Raw genomic sequence first — 17,182 nt, forward strand, 5'->3', positions numbered from 1 at the left:
ACAAATGAATACGAAGATATTTTCAACAGGATTATTAAATACAGGATTTTTAATGCTTACGGCTATATACGGCTGTGGGCATACAGAATCAAAAGCTCCGGCAAAAAAGAAAAAGAAGCAGCCATAGCAACCTTCGATCTTAAAAAAGAAAAATTATCCACTCAGCTCAATCTACCAGGCGAACTAATTGCCTTTCAACAAGTTGACTTATATGCCAAAGTAAGTAGTTTTGTGAAGTCATTAAAAGTTGATATTGGATCGGAAGTGAGCAAAGGCCAGTTATTGATGACTTTGGAAGCACCGGAAATGACTTCGCAACTGGCTGCAACACAATCAAGGATTAAAGCACAGGAAGCCATTTATACTGCTAGCAAAGCCAATTACAACCGTTTATACGAAACCAGTAAAACCCCTGGTACTATTTCTACCAACGACCTGGACCAGGCCATGGCCAAAAAGAACTCCGATCTGGCACAACTCGAAGCCGCAAAAGCAGCTTATAAAGAGGTAGGCTCGGTTCAGGATTATTTAACCATCCGGGCACCTTTCAGTGGAATTATCTCAGCCAGAAATGTGAATTTAGGTGCTTATGTTGGTCCGACAGGTAAGGGCTCTGATCTGCCTTTGTTTACTTTGCAGGATCAGAAAAACCTGCGTTTGGCGGTTTCCATTCCAGAGGTTTATACCGGCTATTTAAAAGCTGGCGATGAAGTGAGTTTCACTGTAAAATCTTTACCCGACCAAACTTTTAAAGCAAAAGTGAAACGTTTATCCGGTGCTTTAGATGTCCGTTTACGTTCAGAGCGTGTGGAGATGGATGTTCCAAATGCTTCAAAGGTTTTATTACCTGGTATGGTAGCTGAGCTGAATATTCCGCTTCCAGCCAATGCCAGTACGTTTATCATCTCTAAAAAGGCATTATTAGATACCAGCGAAGGCTTGTTTGTATTAAAAGTAACTGATAACAAAGCGGTTAAAGTCGCTGTAAAGAAAGGTAGGGAAACTGACGATAAAGTTGAAGTTTTTGGCCATTTAACAGAAGGTGACAAATTAGTTGCAGAACCTACCGAGGAAATGCATGAAGGAATGGTGATTAAACCATAACTTTACGTGACTAAGGATTAATTATGTTATCAAAAAACCAGGAGCTTTCTACGCTTCAAAAAAAGGAAACTTTAGAGGATTTTTATAATAGGCTGAAAATTACACGTCCAGAGATTCCTACGCCAAGCTTGGGGATGATTAACGATATTGGGCACTTTAATGTTTTTAACAGAAGTGTGGTTTGCACCAACATCCCCTCTGCTTTTAGCCGCAGGGATTTTTATAAAATTTCGTTGATTATTGGCAATGGGATTTTGCATTATGCGGATGCTGACATAGAAATTAAAGGTCGGGCATTGCTGTTTACCAATCCGAATATTCCATATTCCTGGGAAAGTACCTCGCCAAAACCTGCAGGCTTTTTCTGCCTTTTTACCGAAAATTTTATACATAACCGCAACGAAACCCTTCGCGATTCTTTATTGTGGCGCATAAACGATAGTCCGGTAATTCATATTGATAATGAACAGGAAGTAACGTTAAGGGATATTTTCTGTAAAATGATGAAAGAAATGGATGGCGACTACATCCATAAATACGATCTGTTAAGGAATTATGTGCAACTGATCGTTCACGAAGCATTAAAGGTAAAACCACAGGATATTTTATTTAAACAGAACAATGCATCGGCACGTTTAACCGCGTTGTTTCTCGAACTGTTGGAAAGGCAGTTTCCTATTGGTTCTACCGAGCATATTTTAGAATTAAAAACGGCCCACGATTTTGCTTTCCGCTTGCTGGTGCATGTAAATCATTTAAACCATGCGGTAAAGGAAGTAACGGGAAAAACCACTTCAGAACACATTTCGAGAAGAATAGCAACTGAAGCAGTAGCTTTATTGAAACACACCGAGTGGAATATCGCACAGATTGCTTACTGTCTGGGTTTTGAATACCCGGCAAACTTTAATATATTTTTTAAACGCCAGATGCAGTGTACGCCAAAGGGGTTTAGGGCTAATTGATTAATCGTCATTTAGACGCAATCTGGTCTTAGCGAGACGCTAAGACCCTATAAAAATAATCGCATGTCGTAGCGAGATGCTACAACTAGAATAATCTAAGCTACTTTATTCCACCACCGCGACATTATCACTTCTATCACCATCTAACACATATCCGTAAGGATCAATTGCCACTGTTTTTGGTTTATGATTCACTATAATCGAAAGCCTGGTCTTATTCTGCATGAGGTGATACTTTTGAAAATAAACCGGCTTAGTATTTGCATTCCAATCACTTTCCAACTGATCAAAACAGGCTAAATCTATTTCCAGATCAGGCTTTTGTTTCGCACCATCGCTTACTCTTTCAGCTGCAATTTCTAGTTCAACTTTATATTTTCCGTTATTCAGGGCATTGCAACGAAGCAATTTGATCCCCAGATGGTAAGTCACCACCTTGTTAAAACAATCTTTTATAAAATTCTTTTGTTCAGCTGAAGCCTGATCTAAAAATGCATTAACCAGATCAGTTGCTTTAGCTTTTAGTTTCGGGCTTTTATGATCGGTAATGAGCTGGCGGCTTAGTACCGCATTAAACTTTTCCTCCCCTAATAACTCTTTCACCGCATACATCATCAATCCACCTTTCTGGTAATGCACGTAAGACTGATCTAAAGTTTTGGCCAGCGGCAATTCCTTTTCGCTGTTGTTCCGGTTCAAAAAATAGAGGTTATTATCATAAGCGAGATACTTCCTTAAGTACATTTTTCCAAATCTTTTTTCGATCAGCACATTTTCGGTGTATTTGGCCAGCGATTCCGTTAGCATGGCATAACCCGCACCATCAACCGGTGCCAATATATTCGCCCACCATTGATGTGCCGTTTCGTGTGCGGCAATAGCATAACTCTGATTGATGCTATTACTTTGACTATAATTTCCTAAAAAATTAATGCCTTCTGCACTAAAAACTAATCCAGGGTAAGCGGTAGCAGCACCTTTGTATTGTGGAATTTCGGCAATGGTGAGTTGTTTAAGCGGATAACTGGCGAAATTTTTATTACCATAATCCAAAGCATCCTGAACACCCTCAAAAATACTCTTCAGGTTATATTCCTGTCCAGGCTGATGATAAATACGCAGATTTATGCCTTTATATCTCTCATTTTCGATTGCATATTTCGCACTGCTCAAGGCAAACATGAAATTTATGGGCTGAACCGTTTTGTATGTAAAATATCTTTTATTGCCCGATACCCATTCCTCCTGTAATTCGCCAACGGTAACCACTTTCTGGTCTGTTTCCGTAGAAATGGTGGTTTCTAAATCAATCAGTTCGTATGTATGTCCATAATCTGGTTTAGTGGCAATTTCGGCCAAACCTGCTTTTTTCCGTTCTTGTTTATCATCGCTTTCAAAATTATAGCCATAGCCCAATTGAGGGACAAATTTTTCCAGTTCGATATAAGTTCCATTTTTAACGATTGAATTTTCACTATCAAACGCGGTAAACCCAGACCGGATAACTTTAATGGAAAAATCCATTTTCAGCTCTTCGTTCGGTTTTAAGGGAGTTTTCAGCGTAATAAACTGCTGGTTATAGTGCTCATCCATTTCGCTTTTTTCACTTCCTGTTACCTCAACTGAAAATGAGTTTACCGCTGGGTTAACAGAAATCCATATTTTAGAAATGGGTAAAGTTGTTTCATTTTTTAGCTGATAAGTGCCTTTAACAGTATATTTACTTTCACCTGGATATACATCGACATTTGTTTTAACCGATTTTATTACCGGTTGTGGCAAAGCTGCCAGTGATTTATATTTCTTTTCGTAGGCCAGGCTCCATGCTAATTTCGCTTCTTTGTTTTGATACTTTCCGACAATATTGCTTTGATAAAAAATAAACGTGCCGCAGGAAATCCAGGTCAACAATGCAAAAACAGTAATCCATTTATACTGCTTCACGCTTCTTCCAATTAACTTAAATCGTTCAATAACCTTTACTTCGACATTGCACTGCCACATTCCAATGGTTAAAACTGCAATAATTGCTGCAAAGGCAGTCCAATATAACATATACCAGTTAAAAGATGTAGCATAATATCCAAAACCATTAAAATAAGAGTGAAGAAGATCTGGAACGGTTGCAAAGCGGAAGAGATAATGCGATAGCCCAAACCTTTCCGCATAAGAGATCAGAAAAACTATAACCATACTTAATACCATACCAAGGTATTTGTTTGTACTCAGATTCTGAGTAAATAAAATCAACACCACGAAAAGCAACATCGGGAAGGCGCTGTAATAGTATAAAGTTAGATACAAAGGCAATTCGATGTGGAAATAACCGTGGCTAACCTGTAAAACAATACCGATAACAATATTTAACGTAACGAGGATAAAAACCAACGTAAACAAGCTGAAACTTTTCGCCATCCATAACACGGAATTCCGAACAGGGGTACTGTAAATTAACCCATGGATATTAACCGATTTTTCCCTGCTGATGGTTTCTGCAGCATAAAATAAGATCAGGATCAATCCAAATTTCATCGAACGCATTTCTTCGATAATAATACCGGTTGCTGGATAACTATGGATACCGTAAACCCCACTGAACAATTGATCTTTTAATTCTACACCATACAAAAACACCCAGAGTAAAAGCATTACCATAATTGGGATATTTTTAAATAAGAAGATCGCCTCTAATCTGAATTGTGTTTTAAATGTGCTGAAAACATAACGTAAACCATTAGGAAAAACCTTTAAAGTGTGATAAGGAATCAGTTCTATTTCTTCTTGTTTAAGTACCTTTAATTTTAATTGTATCTGTTGCTGTACACGAAAATTAAATAAGTGGTAAGTCACCAACATAATTAAAGCAGTGATACCCAACCACAATAACCTGTTGAACAAAAAAACACCTTCTACTGGAAACAATTGTTGGTTGCGTTGAAAATCCGTCCAGGTTCTGGTTTCTCCAAAAAACGAGGCCAGCGCAAAAGGATCTAACAATAAAGGCAAAATATCCGGACTACTTGCTTTCATTGTGGAAGCGGCCAGCAAAGGAGAATTTCCAAAAATCGAAGCCAGCATGTATAAGATGTAAATCAATACGCCTACTACGTAAATTGCCCTGATGCTTTTGGTTAATATAGCGGTACAAAACAATGCTCCCACCGCAAACAGTACATTAGGAAAAGCAAAAACCAATAGTGGCTGCAAAAAATAGTTGATGCGAAAAGCGCCCAAACGATCCGCATCGACGAAAAAGGAGCCAATAAAAATCCCCAGGACTACGAATATATACAGACTAAAGACAGCGAAGAGCAATCCTAAAAACCTGATGCCAAAATAGTTGAATTTATTAACCGATGTAGTAAAAATAACAGCTTCCATCCTGAACACCGCATCTCTCAATACCACATTCGCGCTGAATATAGTCCCCGAAAAGATGGAAAAAAGTGAAAGTAGTGCGATAATATTGGTAATAACATAGGGCGAGTTTTTATGAACTTCTTCCCCACCAAAGCCCCCCTGTACCACACAGAAATACCCCAGAACAAAAAATAAAAGCGCTGCTACTTTGAAAGAAATTTGTCCGAATTGGTATTTCAGTTCAAACTTTAGTAAATCCAGTATCATAGCTTTACCTCCTTATGTTGATTGGCCGGACCAAATAATGAAGAAAAATAAACCTCTTCCAAACTGGGGTACACCGATTCGAAACCCGCCGCCGGAAGTTGTTCTGCAAGTACAAATACATGTAATTTACCCGAAATAATTTTGGTAGAGATTACATTAAATGCCGACGAATAGGAAATTAAATCCACCTTATCGATTACCTTCCGCCAGATTTTACCATTCAAATTTTGGGATAATTCAGCCGGTTTGCCCTGTAAAATCAGTTTACCAACGGCCATCACGGCCATCTCGGAGCAAAGGTCGTTCACATCTTCTACAATATGGGTGGATAGGATTACTACCCTGTCTTCTCCTATCTCACTCAACAAATCATGAAAGCGATTTCGCTCCTGTGGATCGAGGCCAGCAGTGGGCTCGTCTACAATGATGAGTTGTGGATTACCTAATAAAGCCTGCGCAATGCCAAAACGCTGTCGCATACCGCCAGAAAAGGTGCTGACTGATCTTTTCCTTACTTCAAATAAATTTGTTTGTTGCAAGAGTGAAAGCACCTGCTCTTTTCTCTCGTTCTTATTTTGCAGACCTTTTAAAACCGCCAGGTGGTTTAAGAGATCAAAAGCTGAAACTTTAGGATAAACACCAAAGTCCTGTGGTAAATAACCCAACTTCTTCCGCATTTCCTGAGGATTTTGCAGTACATCATTTCCATCAAAATGGATCTGTCCCGCATCCGGCAGTTGCAAAGTAGCGAGTGTGCGCATCAATGATGATTTACCCGCGCCATTTGGTCCCAATAAGCCAAACATGCCGTTGGCAATGTTCAAATTAACATCATTCAGGGCCTTTACCCCGTTTTGATAAGATTTAGTAAGTTGCTGTATTTTAAGCCGTACCATTTTATTTTAAATAAGATGGAGGCAAATTATAGCGATTAAACCGATCTGTTAAATTTAAGTGATGAACGAAGCTAAAATGATGATAAAAAGAAAAAAATAACCTGATATTCCTTTCATCATGAAAAATGGACCTTTCATCATTTAAATTTTTCGTGGACTTCGAACTTTTATAACTTTAAAAGTTGTTTAAAAAGATTAGTCACGATGATATTGTCAGGCTGAGCAGAGTCGAAGCCCCACACAATTAAATCAATTAAAAAAGATTGTCTTTCGGCTCCGCTATCAATGACAGACTCCAAAAAAGGTCGTCATGTCGACCGGAGCAACGCGAAGTGGAGAGATCTATCAAAACAGATTTTGCTTCGCAGAGCCTTCGGGTTCTCGACTGCGTTACCGATGTAAAATCGGTACAGGTAGCACTCCGCTCAAAATGACGATAAATTGGGGGATTTTTATGCGTAGATTAATTGCTATCATTCATATTGATTTTTATACAGTAAATTATCCCTCAGGATGACATCTTTTAAATAATATTATCCTATTTAACAAAATGCCCAGTACAAAAAAATTCAACTATAATTATAAGTACCAAGACTTTTTCATATTTCTTGGCCTTTTGTTGTGGATAGCTATATTTAATACTTACAACTTAACCAGCAAAATTTGGCTTAACTATGCCAGCTGCATTTTGGCTTTGGGTTTTTGTTTGCTCCCTGTACTTGTTTTTTCTTTTCTTAAAGTCAGACTAAAAAACATACTCACTCGAAATCGATACATTGCCCACTGGTGTACTTGCTTCTTCATCCTGCTTCCGCTTTTTACTGACGTTGCATTTTACCTGCAAATTGCGAAGCTTGACCATACTGTTTTTATTTCAACAGCTTTGGCAGCAATAACCCTCGAAATAATGTTGATTGCCAATCAATATTACCAGAAAAAGGTGCAGCATATTAAATGGATCAAGAAAATCGGCCTGGAGAATGCGGTACTTATTACCATTATATTATTGGCCGCGACTATTTCGGTGATGGCGGTGTCGAGCCTGGAGAATCCGATTTATCAAAGAAAAGGCTTCCGCCTGGTGGGTTTTGAGTTTGATATTAAAATGCTGTTGCACAATTTCGGAACTTTCCTGGCTTTCTTTTCGCAATTTCTGATCATGTACTTGTGTGGATACCTCCTTTTCTTCATCAACAGCCGATTTTTGGTTTCTAAAATCTTAAAAGAAAAAGGATTGTTGATGTATCTCTTAACACTTTCCGCTATCATTGCCCTGCTTTATCCCTTATTGGCACAAATATTAATTTCACTCCCCATTAATACAGTATTTGGCCGGAGCATATTTGTAGCCAATCCTTTTGAGCTTGAAAATGCTTTTGGGGCCTTTGCCATTATGCTAATCAGTTTGCCTGTGGTTTTGGCTTTGCAATGGGGAAAGCAGAACAATAAAATTTTAGCACTGGAAAAAGAAAAATCACAAAATGAACTCGATTTATTAAAACAACAGCTCAATCCGCATTTCTTTTTTAATACCCTTAATAACCTTTATGCATTAAGCTTGCAGAAATCGGATAAAACACCAGAGAGTATATTGCAATTATCAGAACTGATGCGTTATACGATATACAAAGGGCAGGAAAAAACAGTTAAACTTTCACAGGAGCTGGATTATATCGAAGATTACATCCAATTACAACAGATCCGTTTACGGAAAACATTGCATTTTGAGTTTGATAAACAAGTCGGAAATGATCAGATCGATATTGCCCCGCTCCTGCTCATCGTTTTTATTGAAAATGCCTTTAAACATGGCATAGAACCTGCAGAAGATGCCGCTACGCTAAAGCTTTCATTAATTACGACCGATAATTTACTCAGTTTTACCTGCGAAAACTCTGTCGATTCTGAAGGAATACGAGAAAGCAAAGGAATTGGTATAGATAACCTTAAAAAAGGCTCGAATTGCTCTACCCGAACCGTTACACATTGCATATTACCACAATTGGTAATATCTTTAAGGCAGAACTTAAACTCCAGCTAACATGAGCTTACGTTGCTTAATTGTAGATGACGAACCGCTTGCCCATGGCGTAATCACCGAATATGCAAAAGATATTCCCTTTATTACCATTGCCGGACATTGTTACCGCGCTACAGAAGCGTTGGATTTTTTGAACAAACAACAGGTGGATCTAATTTTTCTGGATATCAGGATGCCAAAGTTAAATGGCATGGATTTTTTAAGGACCTTACAACAAAAACCCCTCGTTATTATTACTTCTGCTTACGAAGAATATGCCTTAGAGAGTTTCGATCTTGCCGTTTGCGATTACCTTTTAAAACCCTTCAGACTCGATCGTTTTCTTAAAGCCGTGAACCGTGCCCTTGAACTTTTCCAACTCAAAAAACAAAATTTAGAGATTGCCGATACAGAAAAAACAATTCCCAAAAACGAAGCTCAGATTTCACTCAAAGTAGATAAAAAGCATATCCTGATTAAAACGGAAGAAATACAGTTTTTAGAAAGCCTTGGAAATTATGTAAAGGTTTGGAAAGACCATAATTTTTTGCTTACCCCAAGAACCCTGGCTAGTTTCGAAGAACAGCTGCCATCCGGTTTTATCCGCATTCATAAATCTTTTCTCCTGAACAAAAGACATGTCGATTATCTTGAGGGCAATACCATTGTGCTTAAAAATGGTCAGGAGGTGCCCATTGGTAAAAATTTTAAGAGTATTATCAAACAGCTCCTCAACATTGAAGATTAGCCGTTAACCAATCTTTAACCAACCCGTAATGCTCATCCGCTGTTTATTGGTGAGGAGTACTTCATGTGCCAGATCAGAACTTTTAAAGAAAACACTTTTACCGCTGTTAGGCGCTATATTCTGTTCTTCATCAGTATGATAAATGCGCAACTCTCCGCCATCTTCTGTTTTCCAACCGGCATTTAAATACATAATCATAGAATATTGTCTGCTTCCATTGTTTTGGAACTGATCGATATGTTTTTTATAAAAAGCACCCGGTTCGTATAGCGTATAATGAAATTCGTAACCGGTGATTCCTGTATAACAGGTACAATTCAGATAAGCCACAAATCCGTCAATCAGATCGAAAAAATCATTTTCATATTGATTATCATGCTTTCTATCCAGCCAGCAGATCACATCGCTCCTGATCAGTTTATCCTGATTAACAATCACATCATTCCCCACCCCTGCATTTAAAAGCTTTTTATTTTCAAACAGGGTAATCAGGTTTTCTCTCAGGTGATCGGATAGAGAGACGCTTAAAAATCCGTCTGCAATGCCAACTTTATCTTCAATAAAACTATCGATCAGGCAATCAAATATTTTTTCCAACAGATTGGTTTAATCTTAAAACAACTTGCCTAAGGTTGGTAAGGTAATCTTATTTAACGGTTAAGATGTCGTTTTGAAAATTTATATTTGAAATCCCAACACCATTCACATGCAGAATTTCTTCCCCGCCCAGTACTCCACCTTGTCAGCTATTGCTTTAAAAACTCATTTAATTGAAGCTTATCAATTAGATCCATCAACAACCTGTCGCTTATTAATCAGGAATGTAAGCGACACTTATATTCTCGAAAATGACAGCCAGAAATACATTTTCAAGATTTACCGCGATGCACACCGAAAAAGGAAAGAAATTGAGGGCGAGGTAGAATTGCTTAACATTTTAAAAGCAAATGGAAATTCGGTTTCTTACCCCATAGCTAATGTGGAAGGAAAGCAGATCCAACAGTTTAATGCCATTGAAGGTTTAAGAAATGGCATATTGTTTTCTTACGCCGAAGGGAAAGTAATTTTAGACCTTGAGGATGAGCAGCTTATCCAGTTGGGATATGATATGGCCAAATTGCACCAAACTGCCTCATCAATAAAACTGAATCATCCCAGACCAATATTCAACTTCGAAACCACCTTAATTGAGCCTTTGCGAGATTTAAAACCACATTTTACTGAAATGCAGGAGGAATTTGAATACCTGACCAACATTGCCGACAAAGTAGCTAAAAAGTTTGAAGAATTTGATACTTCAACGTTCAGTTATGGCTATTGTCATTACGATTTCCTTCCTAAAAACTTCCACTTTGATGAAAAGGGAAAAATTACTTTTTTCGATTTCGATTTTGCTGGTGAAGGTTACCTGATTAATGATTTAATGACCTTTTTGAATCATTATTTCTTCCACCAGCTCAATAACCTGATTACTAAAGCACAGGCTGAAAAAGATTTTGGCACTTTTTTAAAGGCTTATCAGGAAGTAAGACCATTAACCGATGAGGAAGTAAAGGCCATTCCTTATCTGGGGATCACCTTCCATATTTTCTTCCTCAAATTCTTTTACGATAATTATGATGATTGGTCGAACGTTTTTTTAACGCCACGATATACCAAACACCGGGTTGGATTGATTAAAAAATGGGTAGAATTGTATTGTAACTTTTAGGCAAGGCGTAGCTAAATCTCATCCGTCTTTTTTATCTTGTAAGATAATTCAAAATCAATAAGATGGATCAGAAAATAATCAACCTGTACGATGAGTACACCCATAGTCAGATCGCTAGAAAAGATTTTATGAAAAAGCTGGCTGTACTGGCTGGCAGCACGGCATTAGCCATGACCATTTTGCCCATGCTCGAAAATAATTATGCGGCAGCGGCCGATTTTAGCAGTAATGATATTGAGGTTGAAAACATTACCTACCCGGGCGTTGATGGCGAAATAAAAGCGGTGCTGGCAAAACCTAAAGGCAAAAAGAATTTGGGCAGTATATTGGTTATCCATGAAAACAGAGGTTTAAATCCACATATTATTGATGTAACCAAACGTGTAGCTGCCGAAGGTTTTATTGCAATGGGTGTTGATGCACTTTCTCCTCTGGGTGGAACACCTGCCGACGAAGATAAAGGACGTGAACTGATCGGCAAGTTGGATCCTGAGAAAAACCTGCAGAATTATTTAAAAGGATTGGATTATTTGCGTAACCGTAAAGATGGGAATGGCAAAGTAGGCTGCGTTGGTTTTTGTTGGGGCGGTGGTATGGCGAATAAACTGGCCGTTAACGATCCGAAGTTACAGGCAGCTGTTGCTTATTATGGTGCGCAGCCAGATGCTTCCGATGTACCTAAAATTAAAGCCAGCGTAATGCTGCATTATGGTGGTTTAGATGAGCGGATTAACGCTGGTATTCCAGCTTATGAACAGGCTTTAAAAGACAATAAGATTGATTACAAAATTTACATTTACGATGGGGTAAACCACGCGTTCAACAACAATACCTCTCCTACCCGGTACAACGAAGCTGCCTCAAAACTGGCCTGGAGCAGAACCATTGATCTGTTTAAGCAGAAATTGGCAGTGTTAACGAGGTAATTTTTCATTGCAGAAAAAGAAGTTAAGTTTTAAAAACTTGACTTCTTTAGTACCTTAATGCTTATTGCAGGACCAACCATTCATAGCCCCGATTGAACGAAAAGCCCGGATCCCGATTTTTCATCGGGAGAGGACTTGAAGTAAAAGCGGGACAGTATTTTACCAAGAATCACAGGTTTTGCGCTTCAAAAAACAAGTAGGTTATTCTGATTTTTTATCTCTTGAATTAGTATGATAGACCTTGAAATGAATTCAGGGTGACGATCACGCTGGTAGTAGAGGAAACCTCCCAATCAACCCTAAAATAAGTCCGTATTTAACATGGTTTTCAAAATATTCGATTGCACATCAAAATTATTGAGGTGATTCAGGAAATTGATATCTGATATTTTATGATAACTATCTTCCAGTAAATCAATTACCTCGTGCGGGATGGCAGTTTTTAACACCGCTGCATTACTTTTCAGCTTATCGTTTTTGTATTGAAGCTCCTGCATAATCCTCTGCTTTTCGGAAAGATTGGTCGAAGTATCCAGATCCTTCAAAACCGCTAAATCGCAGAACAAAAACAGGTTTCTACCTGGAAAAAACAGATAATAATGATCGGTTTCCAAAAATTTATAAACCTCAATTACCTGCTCACCAGATTTTAGGCCAATATAAAATTCTGTCCGGAAATCATATTTACACAGTTTCCCCATCAATTTCTTCTCAATAGTGGCGTGCACATTGGTATATACCTGTTTATCCTGAAAATTAATCAGTTGTGCAAACTGATCAGTGGTAAGATCGAAATAAAAATCGTTGGCGTATTTAGAACTGAAAACGTTGATGTTTTTAGAAAAAGGAAAATCAGTACTCAGATCAGACAGCACACTGAACAGTTTACGAAGCGACAGGTTCACTTTTAGCGATTGCTTCTGTCTATCCTGCTGGAAACTTTTCTGATCAACCAGCGTTCCCGCCATACGGTCTATCAGTTCTTCATTGAGGTCGATCTCATCGTAAATGAGCGACACATTTTTCTCATTGCTCTTTTTAATCTTTCTGAGCAGTTCGATCACGCTATCGGTAAACTGAAGATGAAAAAGATCGAGCTTTTCGATCTCCAGTTCTTCATTATTGGCAAAAAGCTGATGAATAACCTGGCTCCGTAAGTAAATTTTATAAATCACTTCATCATCAAAAAACACAGAGAGCAACTGTAAACGGTTGATCTCTGCGCTTGATTTTTTGATAATATTTAAACGGTATTCATCCATAGATTAATTTAATTCACCCTCGTAACGTTCTTTTTCAACTCTGCTTCCAGAGTTTTAAGTTCGCCATCTAACACACGTCTGCTTTGTGCACCAGCATCATGAATCTGTTTCACCTCGTTAAGCGTTTCAATCAATGATGATGTGGTGCGTTTTAGGGTTTCCAAAGATACCACAGTTTTTTCATTTTCTTTAGCTACATCAATACTGTTCTGTTTCAACATTTCCGCGTTTTTCTGCAAAATGGTATTGGTCGTATCTGAAATTTTCTTTTGCATCTCTACATTGGCTTTTTGCCTTTGTAAAGCAACCGCAATGGTCAACTGGTTTTTCCAAACCGGAATCGTTGTAGAAACTATCGATTGTGCCTTTTCTGCAATTGAAGTATTGTTGTTCTGTACTACACGGATCTGTGCTAAAGATTGTAACATAATGAAACGTACAATCTTCATATCTGCCAGTCTCTTATCTAAACGGCTGACGAAATCCCTTAAATCGGCAATTTCATAATCCTGGTAATCGGCAGGCCTGCCTTCCATTTCGGCCAGTTTGATATTCAGTTCGTTGTATTTCAGTTGACCAGCAATAATCAGTTCTTCCATCTGGTGGATATAACCAACATTGCTATCGAACATGGTTTGCAGCGAACTGTTGTCTTTAATTGAGTTTAACCTTCCAGCTTTAATTTTGTTGGTGATTTTATCGATATTATTCACCACCACATCATACTTCTGAAAAAGTTTCTTCACATCAACCACTAAACTCTTTAAAAACGGGATTTTAGAGATAAAACTCTTAAAACCACTCTGTTCCAATTCAGAAACATCGATGTAATTAAGTTCGGTTAGCAGTTCGTTAATTAAACCACCAACTTCGCCACTATTGTAGGTACGTACAGACGATAAAAACTCGTTACTGTATTTCTCCATTGAGTTTTGGGCATCGCTTCCGTAATTCAGGATAGAATTTACGTCTGATGGTTCGAGCGATTTTCCAATTTCCTGGTATTTAGCTGTTTCCTCGTTCGTTATTTTTTCGAGGTCAACATTGCCGTCCTTATCCAGCTTAACCGGTGTAAGAACCTGGGGAAGATTTGGGTTGTTTTCCATAGTTGATTATATGATCGGCTTTGCAGCTTATAAATAATTTTGGGTTACAGTTTTTACGGTATCTTCCAGTTTCCTGTCTTTGGTTGGTTCGCCAATCGCATTAAATTTCCATTCGCCGTTTTTCTTATAGAAAACACCCATTACCATTGATACGTGACCTGCAAAATTAGATCCGTTGGCAATATCATACTTAGCAAAAACCTCATTTACGCGTTTAGTGGTTCCTTCATAAATGCGAATCGAAGCAAAAGGAATCGTACCAAAATCGTGACCTCTAAAACTGTTCAATACAAAGGCAACATAGTTTACATTAGCATCCAATTGTGAAAAATCAAGTGTGATGATCTCGTTATCTAAACCATCATCACCACCCATATCACCGGTTAAATCGTCACCACTATGTTTTACAGACCCATTTTTAGATTTAAGGTTACCGAAATAAACTACCTCTAAAAGTTGCTTGTTTTCATTGTATAATGCGCAGCTTCCATCTAAATCTACTGCTTCTTTTGATGATCCGAAGCCGAATAAGCCTTTCTTTTCAATTGCACCCCAGTTAATGCCTACACAAACATTCTGAAGTTTGCTGCCATTGCTTTTTTCAAGACTGATGCGCTGTCCTTTTTGAAGATTGATTGCCATAATATTATTGATATTTGTTTAAATAATCTTGTAAACCACCTTTCATACCTACGCCAACGGCCTCAAATTTCCATTTGCCTTCGCGTTTGTAAATCCTTCCGAATTCTACAGCTGTTTCAATAGAGAAATCTTCTTCTAATTCATATTTCAAGACCACCTCATTGGTTACCGCATCAAAAATACGGATGAAAGAATTTCTCACCTGACCAAAATTCTGTCTTCTGTTTTCAGCATCATGAATGGTTACCACGATACAGATTTCATTTACTTTAGCATCAGCTTTGGTTAAATCAATTTTGATCTGCTCATCGTCGCCATCGCCATCGCCGGTTAAATTATCGCCGGTATGTTCGACTGCCCCATCTGGAGAAACCAAATTATTATAGAATACAAAGTTTTCGTCAGAAATTAGTTTTTTCTGATCGTTTAATATAAAAATCGAAGCATCTAAATCGAATGCAGAACCTGTTGAAGAGCTGTTGGTATCCCAACCTAAACCTATTGTAAATTTAGGCGCATCGATATTTTCTCTCTGCCCCTTTTGCAAATTAATAGCCATATTTAAATTAATTTATAATTGTTGTTTTTGATATAGTCTTTTATAAGATGTAAGTTTTTCGAATACGCTTCTATCGTATGATAATTGTTACCCAACGAAAGATCGTAAAGCTGATTGATAAAGTCAGTACTCCTGCGTTCTAAAAAGATGGTAAAACTGCTCGAAGTAGTATTTAAAATGTATTTCACAATACGGGTATTGAAACAAAAATTTCCGCCATCGATAATTTCTTCCAGGTCAAAAATAGATTTGATCTGATGGTAATTCAGGAAGTTTTCTACGTTGGGATGGATATTCTTATTAACGAGTTCGGCAAAATAAAGCATGTGCATTTCGTTCTTTAAGCCATATTCTTTTGCCATTTTTAAGATCATGCGCTCATGGCTTCCGGTAATCCTGATATCATCCAGAAACAAAAGTATTTTACCCACCAGAAAATCCTTATCAATATGAAACGAATCGTTACCGATCAGCGAAAGTCTTTCTGCAGCACTTAGTTCGCCATAATCTTCTTTATAGGTAATGGTTCTATGCACTTTGGTTTCCTGTACCGCTAAACCACCATTTTCGACCAGCCAGCGGTTAAGCTGGCAAACGAAATAGTTTTTCATGGCAAAAGTTGCCGTAGGGATAAAGCTGTAAGGACTGGAAATGACCACAATCTGACCGGTAATTAGATTATCGGCCAGGTAGTACCTGATAAAACCGTCGGCCAGGTCTTTCCCGAACGATCTGGCTACCAGATCGTCACCAAACTTAAAGCGACTATAATCGTCGGCACTAAAGCCAAAATCGACTGTATTGTCTATTTTATGAAGTGAAAAATTATACGGTATCATAGAGTAGGTTTGAGATAGATAAATTGTTGGAATTGATCAGCATACTATTGATCCCCATTGCTTCTGCCCCCCGAACATCGGCATGGGGGTTATCTCCAACGTGGATGACATCTGTTAACAATAATTCGGGGTGTTTTGTTCTGTCGATGCGATCTAACATCAACTGAAAAAAACCTCTACTGGGTTTCGACATGCGCACTTCGTCAGAATAAAGCTGAAAATCGATAAACTGACCAATACCCAAATGTTCGATTACTTTTTTTAAGGTTTTACCTTTAATAAAGCCAGTATTACTTAATATATTGGTAGAGCTTTTGCCCGACTCTTTAATCTTGGCCAGTACATCTAAACAATCACCACAATAAAGGTTTGGCATATTGTTAAATACGATCTGCTCCATATCATGATCAAGCACTTTGAGGTCTACATCACTAAAGTCGAAATCGTAATCATTGATCATACTAATGATCATCAAATACATTTCTTCAGCATCAACATTTTTTCCGGCTTTTTCATTAATGGCGTTTACCATTAAATCTACCTGACGGAAAGTAATGGCAATTTCGTCAATGCTTTTATGCTTACCATTAAAATTTCTAAAAAAATACTGAACCCGTTCCAGCTTGTAAGTTGGATTAGATTTAATCAACGTTAACCAAAGATCGAATGAGTAATGTTTGTAAAAAGCCATTGCACCCTGTTTAATAAATCCTGATATTACAAAATAGATTGTATAATTGGAAGCGGTTGATTGTAAGATTTATGACAGATAACCCT

At 38.0% G+C, this 17,182-nt stretch carries 16 protein-coding genes; 7 read left to right on the plus strand and 9 right to left on the minus strand.

Features of this window, described 5'->3' with window-relative positions:
- Positions 1 to 4 precede the first annotated feature (4 nt).
- The 3 genes from ACQ86H_RS18335 to ACQ86H_RS18345 are packed head-to-tail and all read left to right on the plus strand — an operon-like array spanning position 5 to position 2,069.
- Positions 5 to 127: a hypothetical protein gene (locus ACQ86H_RS18335; protein WP_431292043.1), complete on the plus strand. Its 123-nt coding sequence runs from the start codon at positions 5 to 7 to the stop codon at positions 125 to 127.
- Positions 73 to 1,104 (plus strand): efflux RND transporter periplasmic adaptor subunit, encoded by a 1,032-nt coding sequence (locus ACQ86H_RS18340; protein ID WP_431295428.1) that lies wholly within the window; start codon positions 73 to 75, stop codon positions 1,102 to 1,104. Before ACQ86H_RS18335 ends, ACQ86H_RS18340 begins: the two co-directional genes overlap by 55 nt.
- A 23-nt stretch (positions 1,105 to 1,127) precedes the next feature.
- The gene (locus ACQ86H_RS18345; protein ID WP_431292044.1) at positions 1,128 to 2,069 is read left to right on the plus strand and encodes a helix-turn-helix domain-containing protein; all 942 of its coding nucleotides are present in this window, start codon (positions 1,128 to 1,130) and stop codon (positions 2,067 to 2,069) included.
- A 105-nt stretch (positions 2,070 to 2,174) separates the two neighbouring features.
- On the opposite strand, the gene ACQ86H_RS18350 is transcribed toward ACQ86H_RS18345, so the two are convergent.
- Both ACQ86H_RS18350 and ACQ86H_RS18355 read right to left on the minus strand, forming a co-directional pair.
- On the minus strand, positions 2,175 to 5,696 hold the full coding sequence (locus ACQ86H_RS18350; RefSeq protein ID WP_431292045.1) for a M1 family aminopeptidase: 3,522 nt from the start codon (positions 5,694 to 5,696) through the stop codon (positions 2,175 to 2,177).
- The gene (locus tag ACQ86H_RS18355; RefSeq protein ID WP_431292046.1) at positions 5,693 to 6,592 is read right to left on the minus strand and encodes an ABC transporter ATP-binding protein; all 900 of its coding nucleotides are present in this window, start codon (positions 6,590 to 6,592) and stop codon (positions 5,693 to 5,695) included. The genes ACQ86H_RS18350 and ACQ86H_RS18355 overlap by 4 nt, the downstream gene beginning before the upstream one ends.
- A gap of 883 nt (positions 6,593 to 7,475) precedes the next feature.
- Here ACQ86H_RS18355 and ACQ86H_RS18360 point away from each other — a divergent pair.
- Both ACQ86H_RS18360 and ACQ86H_RS18365 read left to right on the plus strand, forming a co-directional pair.
- Entirely contained in the window at positions 7,476 to 8,633 is a 1,158-nt protein-coding gene (locus ACQ86H_RS18360) for a sensor histidine kinase (protein WP_431292047.1), read from the plus strand.
- A 1-nt stretch (position 8,634) separates the two neighbouring features.
- On the plus strand, positions 8,635 to 9,360 hold the full coding sequence (locus ACQ86H_RS18365) for a LytR/AlgR family response regulator transcription factor (protein ID WP_431292048.1): 726 nt from the start codon (positions 8,635 to 8,637) through the stop codon (positions 9,358 to 9,360).
- A 3-nt stretch (positions 9,361 to 9,363) separates the two neighbouring features.
- On the opposite strand, the gene ACQ86H_RS18370 is transcribed toward ACQ86H_RS18365, so the two are convergent.
- Entirely contained in the window at positions 9,364 to 9,957 is a 594-nt protein-coding gene (locus tag ACQ86H_RS18370) for a 2OG-Fe(II) oxygenase (RefSeq protein WP_138823151.1), read from the minus strand.
- A gap of 109 nt (positions 9,958 to 10,066) precedes the next feature.
- Here ACQ86H_RS18370 and ACQ86H_RS18375 point away from each other — a divergent pair, with 109 nt between their 5' ends.
- Positions 10,067 to 11,071: a phosphotransferase enzyme family protein gene (locus ACQ86H_RS18375; protein WP_138823149.1), complete on the plus strand. Its 1,005-nt coding sequence runs from the start codon at positions 10,067 to 10,069 to the stop codon at positions 11,069 to 11,071.
- A 62-nt stretch (positions 11,072 to 11,133) separates the two neighbouring features.
- Entirely contained in the window at positions 11,134 to 11,997 is an 864-nt protein-coding gene (locus tag ACQ86H_RS18380) for a dienelactone hydrolase family protein (protein ID WP_431292049.1), read from the plus strand.
- Between the two features lie 299 nt (positions 11,998 to 12,296).
- Here the strand turns inward: ACQ86H_RS18380 and ACQ86H_RS18385 are convergent, their stop codons facing one another.
- Genes ACQ86H_RS18385 through ACQ86H_RS18410 form a run of 6 tightly spaced genes read right to left on the minus strand, consistent with a single transcriptional unit; the run spans position 12,297 to position 17,096 of the window.
- The gene (locus ACQ86H_RS18385) at positions 12,297 to 13,259 is read right to left on the minus strand and encodes a hypothetical protein (protein ID WP_138823145.1); all 963 of its coding nucleotides are present in this window, start codon (positions 13,257 to 13,259) and stop codon (positions 12,297 to 12,299) included.
- Between the two features lie 8 nt (positions 13,260 to 13,267).
- Positions 13,268 to 14,365, minus strand: a complete 1,098-nt coding sequence (locus tag ACQ86H_RS18390; protein WP_431292050.1) for a toxic anion resistance protein — start codon at positions 14,363 to 14,365, stop codon at positions 13,268 to 13,270.
- A 27-nt stretch (positions 14,366 to 14,392) separates the two neighbouring features.
- Positions 14,393 to 15,007 (minus strand): TerD family protein, encoded by a 615-nt coding sequence (locus ACQ86H_RS18395; protein WP_138823141.1) that lies wholly within the window; start codon positions 15,005 to 15,007, stop codon positions 14,393 to 14,395.
- A gap of 4 nt (positions 15,008 to 15,011) precedes the next feature.
- Positions 15,012 to 15,566 carry a TerD family protein gene (locus tag ACQ86H_RS18400; RefSeq protein WP_138823139.1) on the minus strand — a complete coding sequence of 185 codons (555 nt, stop codon included), beginning with the start codon at positions 15,564 to 15,566 and terminating at the stop codon, positions 15,012 to 15,014.
- A gap of 2 nt (positions 15,567 to 15,568) precedes the next feature.
- Positions 15,569 to 16,405 (minus strand): phosphoribosyltransferase family protein, encoded by an 837-nt coding sequence (locus tag ACQ86H_RS18405; protein ID WP_138823137.1) that lies wholly within the window; start codon positions 16,403 to 16,405, stop codon positions 15,569 to 15,571.
- Positions 16,392 to 17,096 (minus strand): HAD family hydrolase, encoded by a 705-nt coding sequence (locus ACQ86H_RS18410; RefSeq protein ID WP_431292051.1) that lies wholly within the window; start codon positions 17,094 to 17,096, stop codon positions 16,392 to 16,394. Before ACQ86H_RS18410 ends, ACQ86H_RS18405 begins: the two co-directional genes overlap by 14 nt.
- Between the last annotated feature and the right edge of the window lie 86 nt (positions 17,097 to 17,182).

It is taken from the genome of Pedobacter sp. P26 (assembly GCF_050632135.1).
Classification (GTDB): domain Bacteria; phylum Bacteroidota; class Bacteroidia; order Sphingobacteriales; family Sphingobacteriaceae; genus Pedobacter.

Coding starts and splice junctions, on each gene's coding strand:
- ACQ86H_RS18335 (WP_431292043.1), top strand. CDS start 5: ATGAATACGAAGATATTTTCAACAGGATTATTAAATACAGGATTTTTA.
- ACQ86H_RS18410 (WP_431292051.1), bottom strand. CDS start 17,096: ATGGCTTTTTACAAACATTACTCATTCGATCTTTGGTTAACGTTGATT.
- ACQ86H_RS18375 (WP_138823149.1), top strand. CDS start 10,067: ATGCAGAATTTCTTCCCCGCCCAGTACTCCACCTTGTCAGCTATTGCT.
- ACQ86H_RS18355 (WP_431292046.1), bottom strand. CDS start 6,592: ATGGTACGGCTTAAAATACAGCAACTTACTAAATCTTATCAAAACGGG.
- ACQ86H_RS18350 (WP_431292045.1), bottom strand. CDS start 5,696: ATGATACTGGATTTACTAAAGTTTGAACTGAAATACCAATTCGGACAA.
- ACQ86H_RS18405 (WP_138823137.1), bottom strand. CDS start 16,405: ATGATACCGTATAATTTTTCACTTCATAAAATAGACAATACAGTCGAT.
- ACQ86H_RS18390 (WP_431292050.1), bottom strand. CDS start 14,365: ATGGAAAACAACCCAAATCTTCCCCAGGTTCTTACACCGGTTAAGCTG.
- ACQ86H_RS18345 (WP_431292044.1), top strand. CDS start 1,128: ATGTTATCAAAAAACCAGGAGCTTTCTACGCTTCAAAAAAAGGAAACT.
- ACQ86H_RS18400 (WP_138823139.1), bottom strand. CDS start 15,566: ATGGCTATTAATTTGCAAAAGGGGCAGAGAGAAAATATCGATGCGCCT.
- ACQ86H_RS18365 (WP_431292048.1), top strand. CDS start 8,635: ATGAGCTTACGTTGCTTAATTGTAGATGACGAACCGCTTGCCCATGGC.
- ACQ86H_RS18395 (WP_138823141.1), bottom strand. CDS start 15,007: ATGGCAATCAATCTTCAAAAAGGACAGCGCATCAGTCTTGAAAAAAGC.
- ACQ86H_RS18385 (WP_138823145.1), bottom strand. CDS start 13,259: ATGGATGAATACCGTTTAAATATTATCAAAAAATCAAGCGCAGAGATC.
- ACQ86H_RS18380 (WP_431292049.1), top strand. CDS start 11,134: ATGGATCAGAAAATAATCAACCTGTACGATGAGTACACCCATAGTCAG.